Genomic DNA, 18,641 nt, shown 5'->3' on the forward strand with positions numbered 1-18,641 from the left:
GAGCTTACCCATGCAACATTTTGAACCCGATACCCTGGTCCGTAATCCAGTCGGCAACCCTGTCGTCGCCAGCGTCAGCGTGAATGGCGATGCTCGCAGTGTGTGGAATGTCGTCGGAGATTTCGCCGGTTTCGCGAAGTTTATTCCGGCCTTGTCCCATATCGAGATGACGGGCGAGGGCGTGCGCTCGGTACGCAAGAAGCTGTTCAAGGACGGCAATGTCGTGATTGAGCAACTCAACAGCCATGACGATCAAGCCATGACCATGACCTGGTCGCTGATCTACACCTCGCTGAACATCGGTAACCTGTGGGCGCTGATGGAGGTGGTGCCACAAGGCCCGAACCAGAGCCTGGCGACCTGGACCATCATTGGCCAGCCCTACACGGGCGGCAAGGAAGACGTACCGGCGTTCGAAGCTTTCCTGCAAGGCTTTGCCGATGACGCGATGAAGAACGTACAGGCGCTCTTCAACTGACATAGGAAGAGCAGGCAGTGGCTGATTCCGTGGCGAGGGAGCTTGCTCCCGTTGGGGCGCGAAGCGACCCTGAGAATAGGACTGCTGCGCAGTCCAGCGGGAGCAAGCTCCCTCGCCACAGAAGCGTTCTGCTGTTTTAAGCGTTAGTTGATGGCCTGATCAATCCCCGCCTGCAAGGCCTGGCTTTCACTGTGCCCACCCGCTCGCAGCGGGCCCAGGTTGAAGGCTTGGTCATTGCGTGTGGCGTCGTCGTGTTTCTGGGTCAGTTCGTCCTTGGCACCCAGGGCCAGGTTGACCGGTGACTTCGAAACGTTCAGCCCGACATCGGCGCGGTAGTCGCTGCCGGCCAGTGTGGTTGCCGTCACCTTGGAGCCACCCAGCTCAACCTTGCCATTGGGCGCACTGATCCGCGCGCCCGTAAGCTGGGTATCACCCTTGACCTGCAGGTTGACGCCGTGGCTCGCGCGAATGCCTGACGCCTGGGTGACGCTGTCCTTGGCCACATGGCTGACATCCAGATACAGAGTCGGGGTGTAGCTGGTGTTGCCGCTCTTGTCGCCGAACAACACGCTTTCGGCGGTATTGGCCACCTTGCTGCCGGTGGTGTCTTTGCCACTGACGGTGTAGCTGTCGCTGGTTTTTGGCCAGACCTTATCCTTGAAGCCAGACAAGCGCGTGCCCAGGGCATCGGTCTTGTCTGCCAGGTATGCCTTGGCCTTGTCCACGCGGGTACCGAAGGCGCCACGGGGTTCCGGGTTCACATCGTAGCTGCCACTGCGAGTGAGTTTTTCGCCCAAGCGTTCCTTGGCATTGACCACGCTGTTGACCACGCTGTCCTTGGCCGAAGCCAGGTGCCCGGTGCCTTTGTCGACGACGTTCTCCAGCTTGTCGCGATGCTTGTCGAACGCGCCTTCAGCCTTGGCTTGTACCTTGTCCTTCAATGGGCCGCTGGCTTTGGCCAGCTTATCCACCACCCCCGGCTGGTTTTTCTCGACATCCAGCCTGGCGTCGACATTCACCTGGGTGCTGTTGACCTGGTCCTTGCGGCTTTCGACGACGAGGTCGCCGCCCACCGTGCCATGTACCTTGTTGGCGTCGATACGCGCTCCGGCCAGATGGGTATCGCCGGCACTGTTGAGGGTGACGTCACCCGCTGTGATCAGGCTGTTGTGCTGGGTGGTACCTTGCAAGTGATCCACATCGACCTTGGCCCGCGCATTGATGCCGCGCTGGGTCTTGGGTGTCTCATGTTCACCGGCGTCGGCCAAGGTGGTTTTGCCGACGCTGCCCCCTGCGCCCAGGGTGACGCCCCAGTTGCCACGGGCCTGGTTCGATTGCGCAGACTCTTGCAGGATGCCTCCGTTTTGCGCATCCAGGCTAACGCTGGCTGCGCTGACCTGAGTGCCCTGCAAGTGGATGGCATCGGTTGCATCAGCGCCGCTGGCGAGGCTGACCTTGCCGCTGCTGTGCAATTGCCCGACGACGGCGCTCTGGTCGTTTTCCGCCACTTTGCCAATATTGAAATTGGCGCTGAGGCTGCCGGTCTTGCTGCTGCTTTCGGCGCTGCTGGTCTTGCCGGCACCGAGGGTCAGGCCGCCGCCCAGGTTACTGCCGTTGCTGACGTGGCTATCGGTGGCGGCTTGCAGGTTTAGCTTGCCGCCGGCATTGAGGCTGATATCGCCAGCCTTCGCGCCCGTACTGCCGATCTGCGTGCCTTGCAGGGTCATGTCAGCGCCGCTGCTGAGCTGCACGGGGCCGCTGCCCTGGATGGTTGCGACCTGCGCCTGGCTGTCCTGGGTGTCCAGGCGCTTGTTATCCAACTGCACGCCGGCACCGAGGTTGACGTTGCTGCCATTGGCGCCGGGCGCGGTGCCCACCGTCAGTGAGCCGTTGCCGCGCAGCGTGCTGCTGTTTTTACTCTGGGTGTTGGTGGCCTGGTTGAGCGCCAGCTCACCGCCGGTCTTGAGGTTGACCCCGGCCTGGCCGCCGTCGAACTGGCTGCCTTCATAACGGGCATCGCCCTTGGCTTCGATGCTCACGCCTTGGCTGGCCACATAGCTGCCGACCACCGCCGTGCTGCTGGGCTCGCGCACATCGCTGCTGCCGCCCAGGCCACTGCCGCGCACATTCAGGTCTTCACCGGTGTTGGTATAGACTCGCACGCCAGCCTTGGCGTCCACGCCTTGCTCGCTGCTGCTGTGGGTGTTGGCCGCTGCGGTAGCAACGTGCTCGCCCGCCTTGATGTTCAGCCCGCCCTCGGTGGCGCGGTACTGGGTGCCCTCGTCCTGCAAGGTGCTGGCCGCATTGACCTGCACTGTGGCGCCACTGAACTGGCTGACCACGGCGGTGCTGTCCTGCGTTGTGCCGGTTTTGTTCGTGTGCCCGACTTCCACATCCAGGCCGACATTGGGTTGCTCGAATGCATCCAGCAAACCGGGCTGATGGAACTTGGCCTGGGCCACGCCCTCGACGGCTTTTTCGATCGGGCGGGTAATGCCTTTGTATTCCACATTGGCGCCGACATCGGCGGTCCAGCCGTTTTCCTTGTGGGTGCTGGTCTCGGTGGAATGGGCGGCTTGGTTGTCGATCTGGCCAGCGTTGACCTGCAGCCCGGCGCCGGCCTTGGCCTGTGCACCCTCGCTGGTGAAGGTGTTGCCAGCGTTGATGGTCAGCTTGCCGGCCGCGGCCACGGTGCTGGTTTGCGCAGTGGTTTTTTCAGCGGTGTCTTGGCTGCTTTGGTGGCTGAACTGAGCGCCACTGCCTGCCCGATCAATGCCGCCGGTGTAGTAGAAACTGCCGCCGGTGGCGGTTTTGTCGACGGCTTCGGTGCGCTTGTCGTGGGCGGCCAACAGCTCGACGTTTTTGCCGCTCAGGCTGGCATCGCCTTCGGTGGCCTGGAGGTTGGACCCGGTGATGCTGACATCGCCTGCGGCGTTAACCGCCACACTGGCGCCTTTAAGGCTGGAAGCCTGTTGTTGCGTGGTGTCGGTCTGGCGGGTTTGCTGCTGGTCTTCATAACTCAGGCCCGCACGGTACTGGCGGCTGACACCCTCGGTTTCCTTGGCGTAGCCATCGAAGCCACGGCTATGGGTGCGAGTGGTGTCGTGGGTGGTGTTCTCGGCGGCAACGACCTTGATATCGCCCTTGGCATCCGCTTGCAGTTCACCCGCGGCGGACACCTGGGAGCCACTGACGGTGATGTCCTTGGCACTTTGCAGCTTGAGGTTGCTGTCCGAGCGCAGGTTGCTGGCAACCACGGTGCTGTCCTTGAGGTTCTTGCGGCTTTCGTCCTTGGAGATACCGAAGAACTTGCTGTCATTGCTGTAGCGGTTGTCGTGGGAGGTGTCCTGGACGCCGTCGATCACCAGCGAGCCTTTGTCGCTGATGACGCTGGCCTGTTTGCCGCCTCGGGCCTGGCTGCCGCTGATGCGCACGTCGTCGGCCTTGACGATCAGCTTGCCGTCGGCGTTGACCTTGCTACCAGTGTTCGACGTCTTGCCCTGGTTACCGTCGCCTTGCTTGCCGAAGAAGCTGCCACCGGTGAGGTCGCCGGAGTAGGCATTGTCGCTGCTGCTCTGGGTACGGCTGGCGCTGGCGATTTCCACGTGCCGGGCGGCCAGTTGGATATCGCCGGGGGTTTTCAGCTCGGCGCCTTGCAATTGCAGCTTCTGTTGGCTGGTCAGCTCCAGTGTCTTTCCGGCCTTGAGGCTGCTGGTGATGCTGCGTTGTTCGCTGCTGGATTTATCCCAGTTGGCTTTCCACAGGTGCTTGCGATGGTTGCCCTGGTCGCGGGTTTCATGGGTTTCGGTGGCGGCGTTAACGTGCAGGTTGGCACCGCTGTCGACGCGCAGAGTGTTGCCCGCTTCCACATGGCTGGCTTTGATCTCGGTGTTGGCACCGGAAGACAGCGCCGCATCCTGTTGCGCCACAACCTTGTTGCCGTGCTGGCGCGAGTCTTTGTCGGTGGTGGTGCGGTCGTAGGTTTCGTAGGTGAACAGGAAGTTGCTGTTGTTCCACTGTTCACGCTTTTCCTGGAGCTTGCGGCTTTCCAGGCTGCTGAGGGTCAGGTTGCGGCTGGCGTCGAGTTTGACGTTGCGCCCGCTGACGTCGGTGGCGGCCAGGTTCAGGTCCTTGGCGCTGTGCAAGTCGATATCGCCCTGGCGGCTGTGCACGCCAGCGCGAGTGGCGTCGAGGCTGTCGGCGCGCACCTGGCCGCTGATATCAAGGTCGCCGGCCGAACTGATCTTCACCCCGTCAGTGCCTTGCACCTGCACGCCGCCCACGCGTACACCGGCGCCTTCGGCGGTGCTGATGATGTTGATGCGCCCGGCCTGCATGGCGCCGAACAGGCGCGCGTCGATGCGTTGGTCCTGGGTCTTGCTGGCCGGGTCCACCTGGCGTACCTGCCCGCTGGCGAAATCGACCTGGTTGCTGCCGACGGTGAGGTTCAATTGATCGCGGGCACTGAGGCGACCTTCGCTGTCGATGCGCGGCGCGATCAGGTTGATGGACCCTTCGCGGTTGTGCAGGCCCTGGCCTTGCACTGTCAGTTGGCCGTTGGCATCGCGGGTGCTCAAGGCTTGCAGCTTGCCGTCGTTGAGTTCAGGGCGGCCCACCACCAGGTTGGCATTGGGCGTGTTGATGAAACTGCCGCCATTCACCGAAATACCGTTAGGGTTGGCCAGCACGTAATCGGCCGCCTGGCCGAAAATCTCCTGGGCGCCGTTGAGGGTCGAGGCGTTGCGGCTGATCACTTCGTTGAGGATCACGCTCGCCGCCTGGCCCTGGAACTGCGGGTTGGCCGCCAGTTGCCCGGCAAGTTGGGACTGGCCAGCTTGCAAGGCGTTGTTCAACACCAGGCCCTGGCGGTCGACGTTGTAATCCAGGAACTGGTTATGGGACAGGCCACCGGCGTTCGGCGCGACGATGTTGACGATGGGGACGCCGCCCTGGTTTTGCAGCTGCGGCGTACCGCCAGGGCCTTCGACGACGGTCAAGCCTGCGGCGAGCGCGAGCTGCGGCAGCAGGAAGAGACTAGCGATGGCCCAGCGCAGTTTGCCCTGGGGTGAAAGGTGGAAGCTATGTGAAGTAGTCGGCATAAATAATCTCGCTCTGTGTTGGCTGATCCACGACGCGCGTTGTTCGTTGCAACGCTGCTGGGGTGGTCAGGTACGGCGGTGACTCAGGCTAAAAACAGGTATTGGCTCATCGGTGCACACTCATATCTGCAAGCTAAGGCGCGTCAGCCAGACCTCCGGCTCCTGGCGAAAACCTGTGGGGGTGTTGAGGTTGCGTTGGTAGTCGATGTCGAGCTGTACGTTCTTCCAGCTCAGGTTGAGCCCCGCGCTGGCGCCGCTCAGGCGTTGGCTCTGGGCGCCGTGTTCGTGCTTGACCCAGCCGTTGTCCAGGCCCAGGCGCGGGGTGAGCTTCACCGGCAAGTCAGTGTTGAGCGGCAGGCGCAAGGTGTTGCGCCAGACCGCGCCAATGGCACCGGAACTACTGTTTTCGCGGTAGCCGCGCACGGCCGAGTCGTCGGTGATCAGCAACTGTTCGATGGCGGGCAACGCATCCGGGCTGTACTGCACCGACAACTGGCTCTGCCACTGCCATGGCTGCGCTGCCCATTGGCCGTTGCGCCATTGGGTGAGGTTGGCGCGGTACTTTTGAAACTGCGCCTTGGGCCGGTTTTTCTGCACCTGGTCGGCATCGCGATCGGCGCCGAACCAGGTCAGGCCCTGGGCGTAATTGACGTCCAGGTTCCACACCGCGCTGTTGAGCCAGAACAGGTTCATGCCCGCTTCGGCTACGGTCAGCGTGGGGCTTTGGATGTCCAGGTGTACCTTCTGTAGGTAGCTGTCGACGTCTTTGTAGGCCAGTTGCAGGTTGGCGCTGAGTTGGTGGCCCTGGTCGCGCCACAACACACGGTCGCTACGCAGGCTGACCTGATCGGTGCGGCCACTGTTGTAAAACGTGGTGCGGCTGAGTTTGAACGGCGAGCGGTATTCGGCATGGCTGGCGAACAGGCTGTAGGTCCAGTAACCGTAGGGGATCGAGTAGAACAGGCTGTGGCTGCGGCTGTAGCGCGGCCCATGGTTGAGCGTGTCGCTGAAGCTCAGGTTGAGCGAGTCGTTGATTTGCAGCGGGCTGTCCAGGCTCAAGTTGATCGCATTGCGATCACGCCCGGTGCCGGCGCTGCCGAGGTTATCCACCCCCAGGCCCAGGGCCCAGCGCGAGGCACTGCTGCGCGAGCGCAGGATGATGCGCGACGCGCCCGCGGTGCTGCCTGGGGCGATGTCGGCCGTGAGGTCCACCGAGCGCAGGCGGTTGAGCTGGTCCAGGCCCTGCTCCAGATCTCGCAGGTTCAGTGGCTTGCCGAGCATCCCGGGGAATGCCCCACCCAATGACACCGGCAGGCTCTGGTCGGCCAGTTCGATGGCCTCCAGGTAGCCTTCTTCGACGTGAATATCCAGCGGTTGCCCGGCGGCGGGCGCGCTGATCAGGTAGGGGCGGCTGGCGATATAACCGGCCTCGACATACAGCCGCGTAATCTCGGCCAGCAGGCGGTTGATCTGGGTGACGCCCATGCAAGGCGCCACGTAGGGCTCGATGTGTTTGTCCAACTCGGCACGGCTGAACAGCGTGACCCCGGCCAGGCGCGTACCGCTCAAGGGCCAGCAGCGTTCGTCCTTGGCGATGTCTGTTGGCAAGGCCGGTGTGGCCGCTGGCGTACCGAAACTGCCACGTTGCATCTGGCGTTGGCGCTGCTCCAATTGTAATTGCTGCAGGTCGCGTTGCTGTTGCTGTTGCAAGCGCAGGGCTTCCTGGCCTGGCTGCGGCGCCTCGGCGCCAGCCACGGGCAGCGCCCACAGGCAGAGCAGGGCAATGCCCAGGTTCCGGGTACAACTCAAGTGTCCGGTTGAGAGCTGATTTGGCACTCGACATCCTTAACGTAGAAATACACACGATCCACACCGCACGAGCTAAACCTTGAACTCAGCGCAGACTTGCCCCACTTGAGTGAGTGCTGAACGGTTTGTTACATCGCCGTAGGATTTATTGCACATTCTGTAAGAAAAATCGTGTGATGCAGTGCTCAAATGCACAAATTCAGTGCGCGAATGGGCGTCCCAGCCCAAAAATCCTGATTTTTCAGGAGGCGGGAGGGGGCGGCGCGGTTTTGATTGTTGTCTGGGCTTCACCTAATCGGCGTGCCGCGGCGAGGAACTGAGTACCTTGCCCGGTTGCCAGATTAGGCTTTTGAATCCATTGGATATTCTGTAGCCTTGCGCAGCTTTAAGCTGTACCCGTGCTTGATGAACAAAAACACTTCGTCCGGCGGCGCCCGAAGGGCTCCTGAGCCGGTGGTACACTCGACTTTCGCGCTACTGCGCCTGCAGGTCTTGCGAACATGACGCACATTTCCGAACGCCTACTGGTTCAAGCTCACCTCGACGCCAAGCAGCCCAAGGTTCTCAGCGCTGCCGAAGAGGCGAGCCTGCGAACCGCCATTGCCGCCGAGCTCAAGGCTCAGGACGCGGTGCTGGTTGCCCACTTTTATTGCGACCCGGTGATTCAGGCCCTGGCCGAAGAAACCGGTGGTTGTGTTTCCGACTCCCTGGAGATGGCGCGCTTTGGTGCCGCTCACCCGGCCAAAACCGTATTGGTGGCTGGCGTGCGCTTCATGGGCGAGACCGCCAAGATCCTTACGCCTGAAAAACGCATCCTGATGCCTACCCTGGAAGCCACGTGCTCCCTGGACCTGGGTTGCCCGGTGGATGAGTTTTCCGCGTTCTGCGATCAGCACCCCGAGCGCACCGTGGTGGTCTATGCCAACACCTCGGCGGCGGTCAAAGCTCGGGCGGATTGGGTGGTGACTTCCAGCTGCGCGCTGGAAATTGTCGAAAGCCTGATGGACAACGGCGAGACCATTATCTGGGGCCCGGACAAACACCTGGGCACCTACATCCAGCGCCAGACCGGTGCCGATATGCTGCTGTGGGACGGTGCCTGCATCGTCCACGAAGAATTCAAGTCCAAGCAGCTCGAAGACATGAAGGCGTTGTACCCGGATGCGGCAATCCTGGTGCACCCGGAGTCACCGACTTCGGTGATCGAATTGGCTGACGCGGTGGGTTCCACCAGCCAACTGATCGCTGCGGCGCAACGCTTGCCGAACAAGACCTTTATCGTCGCGACCGACCGCGGCATCTTCTACAAGATGCAGCAGTTGTGCCCGGACAAAGTCTTTGTCGAAGCGCCTACCGCCGGTAACGGTGCAGCCTGTCGCAGTTGCGCGCACTGCCCGTGGATGGCAATGAACACACTGGAGCGTACGTTGCAGTGTTTGCGTGAGGGCAGTAATGAGATCTTCGTGGAGCCGGCGGTGATTCCGCAGGCGGTACGACCGCTCAAGCGCATGCTCGACTTTACCCAGGCAGCACGATTGAAACTGGCCGGCAACGCCTGAACACAAATCAAAATGTGGGAGCTGGCTTGCCTGCGATAGCGGTGTAACAGTCACAGGTGTTTTTGACTGCAACACCGCTATCGCAGGCAAGCCAGCTCCCACAGTTGATCTGTGATGCGCTTGAGTTACTTCTTTTGCTTCGGGATCCGCACCAACTGCGTATCCGAATAGATGTCATGCCAGCTGCGTTTGTGTTTATCGAACAACGACCAGATAAATCCCAACCCCACGCACAGCCATGACGCAATCGACACCACAAAACGCAGCAGTGCCTGCCACAGGCTGATCCGCGACCCGTCGGCGTTTTGCACGCGCACGCCCCACACCTGCATGCCCAGGGTTTGCCCTGAATGCGTCCAGAACTTGGCGAAGAACCCGAAAAGCACGAACAGCAGGATCGTGGACAGCAACGGGTCACCGTCCAGCGCGCCGGATTCGGTGAGCATGCGCATCTTCGCTTCGCCCACGAAGGCGATCCACACCAGCTTGTAGATAAATGCGGTGACGATCAGCAGTGCGGTACATAAAAGAAAGTCGTAGAACATCGCTGCCAGGCGGCGGCCCAGGCCAACGGCGGGGAATTCGCCCTGGGGGCTCAACAGGGGTTTGGACATGGCAGGGCTCTCTGGAGAAAGCACGCAGTTTACGCAATGGCGCCCATAAAAAAGCCCCTGATGTCATATCAGGGGCTTTTTGTCGCAGGTAAGGGTCAGGCTTCTGCGTGGACTTCGTCAGCCTGCATGCCTTTCTGGCCCTGCACAGCGACGAAAGTCACTTTCTGGCCTTCCTTCAGGCTCTTGAAGCCATTGCCCTGAATAGCGCGGAAATGCACGAACAGATCCGGGCCGCTTTCAGGAGTGATAAAACCAAAGCCTTTTTCGTCGTTGAACCACTTGACGGTACCGCTCTGACGCTCAGCCATTTTCTTCTTTCCTTTGACGCTAAAAATTAATGACAGCCCCTTTCAAACGAAAGAGTACTGGGCTGGGTTGCAGGAAAGTAAGAGACGTCGAACGGGTTGTAGCAAACTACTTGAGCTACTGCCCAGGTCCAGGTTCCAAGCGACCCATGCAAACACAGTGGGCAAACTCTACGCCAACTAATATGAAAAAAACAAGCCCTTGTGCAGGCCCTGATTTTACTGGGGGTCATGACACTTTGTTGAATGTTCTGATACTGGCTTATTCGATAGATCTATTCACTTGTTATAGGGCCTCAGCTATAAAAAGCCTATCGTGAATGCACTGTTTTATGGCGGTTGCGTTACAGTTTAGTGCACGTTAACGCAACCGCGTTACTTATAGAAACAGTCAATCAGCCACGGTAGTAACGTTGCGGAACAAATGGCATTTTACTTACACGCAGTGGCACCTTTTTCCCACGTACCATTGCGCAAACTTCGGTATCCAGTGCGACAAATGCGCTGTCCAGGTAACCCATTGCCAGAGGGCCGCCCAAGGTTGGACCAAAGCCCCCGCTGCAGACGCTGCCGATAACCGTACCTTGTGCATCGACAATTTCAGCGCCTTCACGCACCGGGGTACGCTCCTGCGGCAGCAGGCCTACGCGTTTGCGCGCCACACCGGTTTGCTGCTGAGTGAAGATGCGGTCGGCGCCAGGGAAGCCGCCGGCCCGTGCGCCATCGGCACGCCGAGCCTTGGAAATCGCCCACAGCAGGCTGGCTTCGATTGGCGTGGTGTCGGTGTTCATGTCGTGGCCGTACAAACACAAGCCGGCTTCCAGGCGTAGCGAATCGCGAGCGCCCAGGCCGATCGCCTGCACTTCGGTTTCGGCCAGCAGGCTGCGGGCCAGGCTCTCGGCATTGGCGGCCGGCACGGAGATTTCAAAACCGTCTTCACCGGTGTAGCCGGAGCGGCTGACGTAGCAGTCCACGCCCAGCAAACGCAGGGTGGCGAATTGCATGAAGGTCATCTGAGTGACTTCAGGGGCCAGGCGCGCCAATACTTTCACTGCCGCAGGGCCTTGCAGGGCCAGCAGGGCGCGTTCTTCGAACAGCGGTTCGATGGTGCATTGGTCGCCGATATGTGTACGCAGGTGCGCCAGGTCCTGGTCCTTGCAGGCGGCGTTGACCACCAGGAACAATTCGTCGTTGCCCAGGTTGGCGACCATCAGGTCGTCGAGGATGCCGCCTTGCTCATTGGTGAACATCGCATAGCGCTGCATGCCTACTGGCAGGTCGATGATATCGACGGGCACCAGGGTCTCCAGAGCCTTGGCGGCATTCGCGCCAGTGAGACGAATCTGGCCCATGTGGGAGACGTCGAACAACCCGGCCTGTTCACGGGTATGCAGGTGTTCCTTCATCACGCCCAATGGATACTGCACCGGCATGTCGTAGCCGGCGAAGGGCACCATGCGTGCGCCCAGTTCCAGGTGCAGGGCATGCAATGGGGTTTTCAACAGGGTTTCGGTGGACATATTCAACTCCTGAAAAACGTGCCGACGCGCTTGTGGGCGTCAGCACTCGATAATGTTGACCGCCAAACCGCCACGGGCGGTTTCCTTGTATTTGCTTTTCATGTCGGCGCCCGTCTGGCGCATGGTGCGGATGACCTTGTCGAGGGACACAAAGTGCTGCCCGTCGCCACGCAGGGCCATGCGCACCGCATTGATCGCCTTCACCGAGCCCATGGCATTGCGCTCGATGCACGGCACCTGCACCAGCCCGCCAATTGGGTCGCAGGTCAGGCCGAGGTTGTGTTCCATGCCGATCTCGGCGGCGTTTTCCACTTGGGACACGCTGCCGCCCAGCACTTCGCAGAGTGCGCCTGCGGCCATGGAACAGGCCACGCCGACTTCGCCCTGGCAACCGACTTCGGCGCCTGAGATCGAAGCGTTTTCCTTGTACAAAATGCCGATGGCGGCCGCGGTGAGCAAAAAGCGCACTACGCCGTCTTCGTTCGCGCCGGGGATAAAACGCATGTAGTAATGCAGCACGGCGGGAATGATCCCGGCCGCGCCGTTGGTGGGCGCGGTGACCACGCGCCCGCCATTGGCGTTTTCTTCGTTGACCGCCAGCGCATACAGGTTGACCCAATCGAGCACCGACAGCGGGTCGCGCAGCGCCGACTCCGGGTTCTTGCACAACTGCCTGTGCAAGGCCGCTGCCCGGCGCTTGACCTTCAAGCCTCCGGGCAAGATGCCTTCGTTGCGACAGCCGGCATCGACGCAATCCTGCATGACCTGCCAGATCTTCAACAAACCGCTGCGGGTTTCGGCTTCCGGGCGCCAGGCACTTTCATTGGTCAGCATCACCTGGCTGATAGACAGGCCATAGGTGGTGCAGTGGCCGAGCAAGTCCTTGGCGTGTTTGAACGGGAAGGTCAGGGGGGTAGCGTCTTCGACGATACGGTCGGCGCCCGCCGCGTCTTCATCCACCACGAAACCGCCACCGACCGAGTAGTACTCGCGGCTGCGGGTCTGGATGCCGGCGGCGTCAAAGGCACGAAAGATCATGCCGTTGGGATGATAGGCAAGGGGCTTGCGGATCATCGCCAGGTGTTCTTTCTCGTTGAACGCAATGCTGTGTTCGCCGAGCAGGTTGAGGCGCCCGTCACTGCGCATCTGCGCCAGGCGTGCTGCCACGGTTTCGGTATTCACGGTGTCCGGGTGTTCGCCTTCCAGGCCCAGCAACACAGCCTTGTCGCTGCCGTGGCCTTTGCCGGTGGCGCCCAGTGATCCGTAGAGTTCCACCTTGATGCCGGTGGTGGCCTCCAGCAGGTTGTCACGCTTGAGCCCCTCGACGAATCGGGCAGCGGCACGCATCGGGCCGACGGTGTGGGAACTGGAGGGGCCGATGCCAATCTTGAACAGGTCGAACACGCTAAGGGACATGGTTGTTCTCCGGTTTCTTATTATTTTCTGAAAGCCGACTCGGTCAATGTGGGAGCCGGGCTTGCCCGCGATAACGGTGGGTCAGGCAACATCACTGTCGGCTGATACACCGCTATCGCAGGCAAGCCAGCTCCCACACTGGCCGCGTATCTCTCGTCAGATCAGGCGTAGCTCTCGATAGAAGGGCACGCACACACCAGGTTGCGATCGCCAAACACGTTGTCGACCCGGCCAACCGGTGGCCAGTACTTGCTTTCGATCAACGACGCTACCGGGTACACCGCTTGTTCACGGCTGTATGGGTGGCTCCATTCTCCCACCAGTTCCGCAGCCGTGTGCGGCGCGTTCTTGAGGGGGTTGTCGTCTTTGTCGAGGGTGCCGTTTTCTACCGCGCGGATCTCTTCGCGGATGGCGATCATGGCGTCGCAGAAGCGGTCCAGCTCTTCCTTGGATTCACTTTCGGTGGGCTCGATCATCAAGGTGCCGGCCACCGGGAACGACATGGTCGGCGCATGGAAACCAAAATCGATCAGGCGCTTGGCCACGTCGTCCACGCTGATGCCGCTGCTGTCTTTCAACGGGCGCAGGTCCAGGATGCATTCGTGGGCCACCAGGCCATTGCTGCCGGTGTACAGCACCGGGTAGTGCTCTTCCAGGCGACGGGAAATGTAGTTGGCATTCAGGATCGCCAACTGCGACGCACGCTTGAGGCCGGCGCCGCCCATCATGCTGATGTACATCCAGGTGATCGGCAGAATGCTCGCGCTGCCGAACGGCGCAGCGCACACCGCGCCTTCCTTGCGTTCCATGGCGGCATGGCCGGGCAGGAATGGCGTGAGGTGCGACTTGACGCCAATCGGGCCAACGCCCGGGCCGCCACCGCCGTGGGGAATGCAGAAGGTTTTGTGCAGGTTCAGGTGGGACACATCGCCGCCGAACTTGCCCGGTGCGCACAGGCCGACCATGGCGTTCATGTTGGCGCCGTCGATGTACACCTGGCCGCCGTTGTCATGAATGATCCCGCAGATTTCGCGAATACCTTCCTCGAACACGCCGTGGGTAGAGGGGTAGGTGATCATCAGTGCTGCGAGGTGCTCGCGGTGCTCGATGGCCTTGGCGCGCAGGTCTTCGATGTCGACGTTGCCGCGTGCATCGCAAGCGGTGACCACCACGCGCATGCCGGCCATGTTGGCGGTCGCAGGGTTGGTACCGTGGGCTGACGACGGGATCAGGCAGATGTCGCGACGTTCTTCGCCACGGCTCTGGTGATAGGCACGGATGGCCAAGAGGCCGGCGTACTCACCCTGGGAACCGGCGTTGGGTTGCAGGGAGATCGCGTCGTAACCGGTGGCCGCGCAGAGCATGGCTTCCAGTTCGCTGGTCAGTTGCTGGTAGCCGGCGCTTTGCGCGGCGGGGGCGAACGGGTGCAGGGCACCGAATTCGGCCCAGGTCACCGGGATCATTTCGCTGGCGGCGTTGAGCTTCATGGTGCACGAGCCCAGCGGGATCATGGTGCGGTCCAGGGCCAGGTCCTTGTCGGCCAGCTTGCGCAGGTAGCGCATCAGCTCGGTTTCCGAGTGATAACGGTTGAACACCGGGTGGCTGAGGATCGGCGACTGACGCAGCAATGCGCTTGGCAGGGTGCTTTCGGTTGCAGCAAAGGCTGGCAGGGTTTTGCCGTCGGCGAAGATGGCCCACAAGGCTTGGATATCGGCCTGGGTGGTGGTTTCGTCGACCGACAGGCCTACGCGCTCGCCATCTACCACACGCAAGTTGATGCGCTGGGCGCGGGCCTTGTCGTGCAGGGCTGCGGTGTGGGCGAGGGTGTGGATTGTCAGGGTGTCGAAGAAGTGTGCCTGCTCGACTTTCTGGCCCAGGGCAGTCAAACCCTTGGCCAGGATCGCGGTCAGTTGGTGAATGCGCTGGGCGATCTGCGTCAGGCCCTTGGGGCCGTGGTACACGGCGTACATGCTGGCGATATTGGCCAGCAGCACTTGGGCAGTGCAGATGTTGCTGGTGGCTTTCTCGCGGCGGATATGTTGCTCGCGGGTTTGCATGGCCAGGCGCAGGGCCGGCTTGCCGAAGCGGTCGACGGAAACACCGACCAGACGGCCTGGCATGTCGCGCTTGAACGCATCCTTGGTGGAGAAGTACGCCGCGTGCGGGCCACCGAAGCCCAGTGGCACGCCAAAGCGTTGTGCGCTGCCAATGGCGACGTCGGCGCCGAATTCACCCGGCGGCGTCAGCAGGGTCAGGGCCAGCAGGTCGGCGGCCACGGCGACCAGTGCGTTGGCGGCGTGGAAACGTTCGGTCAGTTCGCGATAGTCGAACACATCGCCGTTGCTGGCCGGGTATTGCAGCAGGGCGCCGAAGAACGGGCTGACGTCGGTCAGTTCGCGCTCATCGCCCACTACTACATCGATGCCCAGTGGTTCGGCGCGAGTGCGCAGGACGTCGAGGGTTTGTGGGTGGCTGTGCACCGAAGCGAAGAACGCGTTGCTGCTTTTGTTCTTGCTCAGGCGCTTGCAGAAGGTCATGGCTTCGGCGGCGGCCGTGGCTTCGTCGAGCAAGGAGGCGTTGGCGATCGGCAGGCCGGTGAGGTCGCTGATCAGGGTCTGGAAATTCAGCAGGGCTTCCAGGCGGCCTTGGGAAATCTCGGGTTGATACGGCGTGTAGGCGGTGTACCAGGCCGGGTTTTCCAGCAGGTTGCGCAGGATCGGCGACGGCGTATGGCAGTTGTAGTAGCCCTGGCCGATGTAGGTCTTGAACAGTTGGTTCTGGCTGGCGATGGCCTTGATCTTGGCCAGGGCCTCGGCTTCGCTCAGGCCGTCTTCCAGGCCGAGCACGCTGGTGCCCTTGATGCTTTCCGGGATGACGCTGGCGCTCAGGGCTTCGAGGGAATCAAACCCCAGGCTGGCGAGCATTTGCTGCTCATCTTCCTGGCGCGGGCCGATGTGGCGGGCGATGAATTCGTTGGCGGTGGTCAGATTAACGGTCATGGCGCGCTCCTCAGGCTTCAGCGTTGGCTTTGATCAGGCGGTCGTACGCATCCTGATCCAACAGCTTAGCCACTGCATCGGCATCGGCGGGTTTAAAGCGGAAGAACCAGCCTTCGCCCATCGGGTCTTCGTTGACCAGTTCCGGGCTGCCATCGAGCTTGTCGTTGACTTCGAGGACTTCACCGTCCAACGGCATGTACACACCACTGGCGGCCTTGACCGACTCCACGGTGGAGGCTTCGGCGCCCTTGGTATAAGCCTGCAACTCCGGCAGTTGCACGAAAACCACGTCACCCAGCGCGTTCTGCGCAAAAGCGGTGATACCCACGGTGACGCTGCCATCGGCTTCGGCGCGCAGCCATTCGTGATCTTCAGTGAAACGCAACTCGCTCATGGAAACTCCTCAGGGCCAGAATCGTCTGGTGGACGGGATTGGAATAATGGGGAGTTGCTTAGCAATATCGCGGCCAACGTTATTAAGCCGTTATAAATCAATGGGTTAATAAATTTCGCTATAAAGTCCGAGCAGTGAGCTGTAGCGATTTCGCTACAGTCAGGTGCGTGAAAAAAAGCCTATGTGGATCAAAGCCTTGCATGGCACGCAAAAAACAGGGCTGTAGCGATATCGTTACGCTGTAGCGCTTTCAGTACACGGAATGTCGTTCTCAGACCAAATCTGTAATGCGGTTTCTGTGGGGGCTTGCCTGCGATAGCGGTCTACCCGTCACTAAGGAGTTGGATGACCCGACGCTATCGCAGGGCAAGCCAGCTCCCACAGTTGAACCGCGTTTATTCCGTCAGGGTTTGTTGGGAATGCCGTATTTGCGCAGGCGATGGGCGATAGCCGTGTGGGAGGTTTGCAGCCGGCTGGCCAGTTGGCGGGTCGAGGGGTAGCGGCTGTAGAGGCTTTCCAGCAGGCTGCGCTCGAAATCTTCCACGGCCTGTTCAAGGCTGTCGACTTCACCATCGCTCTGGCGCGCCACGGAGGTGCCGGCGATGTCCAGGTCACCGATGTCCACCAGGCTGCTTTCGCAGATGGCGGCAGCGCGGAAGATCACGTTTTGCAACTGCCGCACGTTGCCCGGCCAGTGGTTGCCCAGCAGGGCTGGATAGGTACCCGGCGCCAGGCGGCAGACCGGGCGCTGGATCTGCGCGCAGGCTTGCTGCATGAAGTAGCGCGCCAGCAGCAGGATGTCCTGGCCGCGTTCACGCAAGGGCGGCACGGCGACGTTGAGCACGTTAAGGCGGTAAAACAGATCTTCGCGAAAGGTGCCTTCGCTGACCATCTTTTCCAGGTCGCGGTGGGTGGCGCTGAGGATGCGCACATTGACCTTCACTTCGCGGTCGCCACCCACGCGGCGAAAGCTACCGTCATTGAGAAAACGCAGCAGCTTGGCTTGCAGATACGGCGACATCTCACCGATCTCATCGAGGAACACCGTGCCCTGGTTGGCCAGCTCCATCAGCCCTGGTTTGCCACCGCGTTGCGCGCCGGTAAAGGCGCCAGGGGCATAGCCGAACAATTCACTTTCGGCGAGATTTTCCGGCAGTGCCGCGCAGTTCAATGCCAGAAACGGCGCACTGTGGCGCGCACTGATGGCGTGGCAGGCGCGGGCCACCAGCTCTTTGCCGGTACCGGTTTCGCCTTGGATCAGCAGCGGTGCATCCAGTGCCGCCACCCGTTGCGCCCGCGCCTTGAGCGTGCGGATCGCCGGGGACTCGCCCAGCAGCGCATCAAACCCTTCGGCATGGTCATGGTGCAGCGCCGACAGTTGTTCGCCGATGCGGTTGGGCTGGTAGAGGGTGAGCAGGGCGCCGGCGTCGGTGATCGGCGTGGCGCCCAGCAGCAAGGTCTGGCCGTTCACGCTGATCTCGCGCAACGGCAAGCGAAAGCCCTGGTCCAGCAAGGTTTCCAGTAAGGCCGGATCATCGAACAGCTCGGCGATGCTTTCGCCGGCCGGTTCACGCCCGTACAAGGCGATCAGCGCCGGATTGGCCAGCAGGATCTTGCCTGCACTGTCCAGGGCCAGCACCGGGTCGGTCATGGCCGCCAGCAGGGCGTCGAGTTGCAAGTGGCGACGCTGGCCCGGAAGGATGTCGACGACCTTTACCGCTTGCACGCCGTGCACGCTGAACAACGCGTCGCGCAGTTCTTCGAGCACTTCGGCGCTGAGGGTCGGCGCATCGATATAGACATTGGGCGGCACCATCTCCACCGCATCCAGATTGAGATTGCGCCCACCGAGCAAGGCCAGGACTTCCTGGGTGATGCCGACGCGGTCGATGAAGCTGACGTGGATACGCATGGGGCGGATCTTGATTCTGGAGTGCTGAGGGTGGCCAGTATGCCTTGGAGCCGGTGGAGATCAAAATGTGGGAGCTGGCTTGCCTGCGATGGCGGTGGGTCAGTTACCGAAAATATCGTCTGACACGTCGCTATCGCAGGCAAGCCAGCTCCCACATTCGATTGGGGGGCAGGTTATTCCAGGTGTTCGGGTTTGACTGGGTCGCCGGATTTCATACCCAACTGCTGGCGCACATCCTCAAACATCAGATCGTAATGCTTGTGCTGTGAACCGACGCTGCTATGGGTCTTGGGAATGCCGTATTTTTCGACAATCTTGGTCACATTGCTGGCGAAGTTATAGGCCTGGTCCTTGGGCAGGAAAAACGTTTCCTTCATGTCCTTGCCCTGGATGCTGCCATGCAGGGTGAACTGCATGCCTTTGCCTTCGCGGTCATCCGTGACGACTTCGTAGTCCAGGCACAGGTCGTAGCTGACATCGTCCTTGTTCAGCGCGTGTCGCTCGATATGCAAGTGGCCGGGTTCAAAGATAGCCAT

General features: G+C 61.2%; 12 protein-coding genes. 2 read left to right on the top strand and 10 right to left on the bottom strand.

Translation table 11 applies throughout. From position 1 onward, the window contains the following. Positions 1-10: 10 nt before the first annotated feature. Positions 11-478 (top strand): SRPBCC family protein, encoded by a 468-nt coding sequence (locus JFT58_RS14880; RefSeq protein ID WP_034128559.1) that lies wholly within the window; start codon positions 11-13, stop codon positions 476-478. 143 nt (positions 479-621) lie between these two features. Here JFT58_RS14880 and JFT58_RS14885 read toward each other — a convergent pair whose 3' ends face one another. Beyond that, positions 622-5,577, bottom strand: a complete 4,956-nt coding sequence (locus JFT58_RS14885; protein WP_054898390.1) for a hemagglutinin repeat-containing protein — start codon at positions 5,575-5,577, stop codon at positions 622-624. 120 nt (positions 5,578-5,697) lie between these two features. Further along, entirely contained in the window at positions 5,698-7,413 is a 1,716-nt protein-coding gene (locus JFT58_RS14890; RefSeq protein ID WP_054898391.1) for a ShlB/FhaC/HecB family hemolysin secretion/activation protein, read from the bottom strand. A 473-nt stretch (positions 7,414-7,886) separates the two neighbouring features. Between JFT58_RS14890 and nadA the strand changes: the two genes are divergently transcribed. After that, positions 7,887-8,945: a quinolinate synthase NadA gene (nadA, locus tag JFT58_RS14895; RefSeq protein ID WP_003193840.1), complete on the top strand. Its 1,059-nt coding sequence runs from the start codon at positions 7,887-7,889 to the stop codon at positions 8,943-8,945. Positions 8,946-9,070: 125 nt separating this feature from the next. Here nadA and JFT58_RS14900 read toward each other — a convergent pair whose 3' ends face one another. The 8 genes from JFT58_RS14900 to JFT58_RS14935 form a co-directional block, all read right to left on the bottom strand. Further along, a complete protein-coding gene (locus JFT58_RS14900) occupies positions 9,071-9,559 on the bottom strand; it encodes an RDD family protein (RefSeq protein ID WP_054898392.1) in 489 nt (162 codons plus the stop codon). A 95-nt stretch (positions 9,560-9,654) separates the two neighbouring features. Further along, positions 9,655-9,867: a cold-shock protein gene (locus JFT58_RS14905; RefSeq protein WP_034128555.1), complete on the bottom strand. Its 213-nt coding sequence runs from the start codon at positions 9,865-9,867 to the stop codon at positions 9,655-9,657. Positions 9,868-10,259: 392 nt separating this feature from the next. After that, entirely contained in the window at positions 10,260-11,384 is a 1,125-nt protein-coding gene (gcvT, locus tag JFT58_RS14910) for a glycine cleavage system aminomethyltransferase GcvT (protein ID WP_054898393.1), read from the bottom strand. A gap of 39 nt (positions 11,385-11,423) precedes the next feature. After that, complete coding sequence (locus JFT58_RS14915; RefSeq protein WP_034128553.1) at positions 11,424-12,800, bottom strand: L-serine ammonia-lyase; 1,377 nt, start codon at positions 12,798-12,800, stop codon at positions 11,424-11,426. A 161-nt stretch (positions 12,801-12,961) separates the two neighbouring features. Next, on the bottom strand, positions 12,962-15,799 hold the full coding sequence (gene gcvP / locus JFT58_RS14920) for an aminomethyl-transferring glycine dehydrogenase (protein ID WP_054898394.1): 2,838 nt from the start codon (positions 15,797-15,799) through the stop codon (positions 12,962-12,964). Between the two features lie 10 nt (positions 15,800-15,809). Further along, on the bottom strand, positions 15,810-16,193 hold the full coding sequence (gcvH, locus tag JFT58_RS14925; RefSeq protein WP_014719698.1) for a glycine cleavage system protein GcvH: 384 nt from the start codon (positions 16,191-16,193) through the stop codon (positions 15,810-15,812). A gap of 403 nt (positions 16,194-16,596) precedes the next feature. After that, on the bottom strand, positions 16,597-18,105 hold the full coding sequence (locus tag JFT58_RS14930) for a sigma-54-dependent transcriptional regulator (RefSeq protein WP_003193823.1): 1,509 nt from the start codon (positions 18,103-18,105) through the stop codon (positions 16,597-16,599). Positions 18,106-18,278: 173 nt separating this feature from the next. Then, positions 18,279-18,641, bottom strand: coding sequence for a DUF5064 family protein (locus tag JFT58_RS14935; protein ID WP_054898395.1), 363 nt, complete (start codon positions 18,639-18,641; stop codon positions 18,279-18,281).

Source organism: Pseudomonas sp. MF6767 (assembly GCF_016405475.1).
Classification (GTDB): Bacteria; Pseudomonadota; Gammaproteobacteria; order Pseudomonadales; family Pseudomonadaceae; genus Aquipseudomonas; species Aquipseudomonas paracarnis.

Bases quoted from the DNA above. Each gene is read 5' to 3' on its own strand.
- gcvP (WP_054898394.1), bottom strand. From the start codon at position 15,799: ATGACCGTTAATCTGACCACCGCCAACGAATTCATCGCCCGCCACATC.
- JFT58_RS14900 (WP_054898392.1), bottom strand. From the start codon at position 9,559: ATGTCCAAACCCCTGTTGAGCCCCCAGGGCGAATTCCCCGCCGTTGGC.
- JFT58_RS14915 (WP_034128553.1), bottom strand. From the start codon at position 12,800: ATGTCCCTTAGCGTGTTCGACCTGTTCAAGATTGGCATCGGCCCCTCC.
- gcvT (WP_054898393.1), bottom strand. From the start codon at position 11,384: ATGTCCACCGAAACCCTGTTGAAAACCCCATTGCATGCCCTGCACCTG.
- gcvH (WP_014719698.1), bottom strand. From the start codon at position 16,193: ATGAGCGAGTTGCGTTTCACTGAAGATCACGAATGGCTGCGCGCCGAA.
- JFT58_RS14885 (WP_054898390.1), bottom strand. From the start codon at position 5,577: ATGCCGACTACTTCACATAGCTTCCACCTTTCACCCCAGGGCAAACTG.
- JFT58_RS14880 (WP_034128559.1), top strand. From the start codon at position 11: ATGCAACATTTTGAACCCGATACCCTGGTCCGTAATCCAGTCGGCAAC.
- JFT58_RS14905 (WP_034128555.1), bottom strand. From the start codon at position 9,867: ATGGCTGAGCGTCAGAGCGGTACCGTCAAGTGGTTCAACGACGAAAAA.
- JFT58_RS14930 (WP_003193823.1), bottom strand. From the start codon at position 18,105: ATGCGTATCCACGTCAGCTTCATCGACCGCGTCGGCATCACCCAGGAA.
- nadA (WP_003193840.1), top strand. From the start codon at position 7,887: ATGACGCACATTTCCGAACGCCTACTGGTTCAAGCTCACCTCGACGCC.
- JFT58_RS14935 (WP_054898395.1), bottom strand. From the start codon at position 18,641: ATGGCTATCTTTGAACCCGGCCACTTGCATATCGAGCGACACGCGCTG.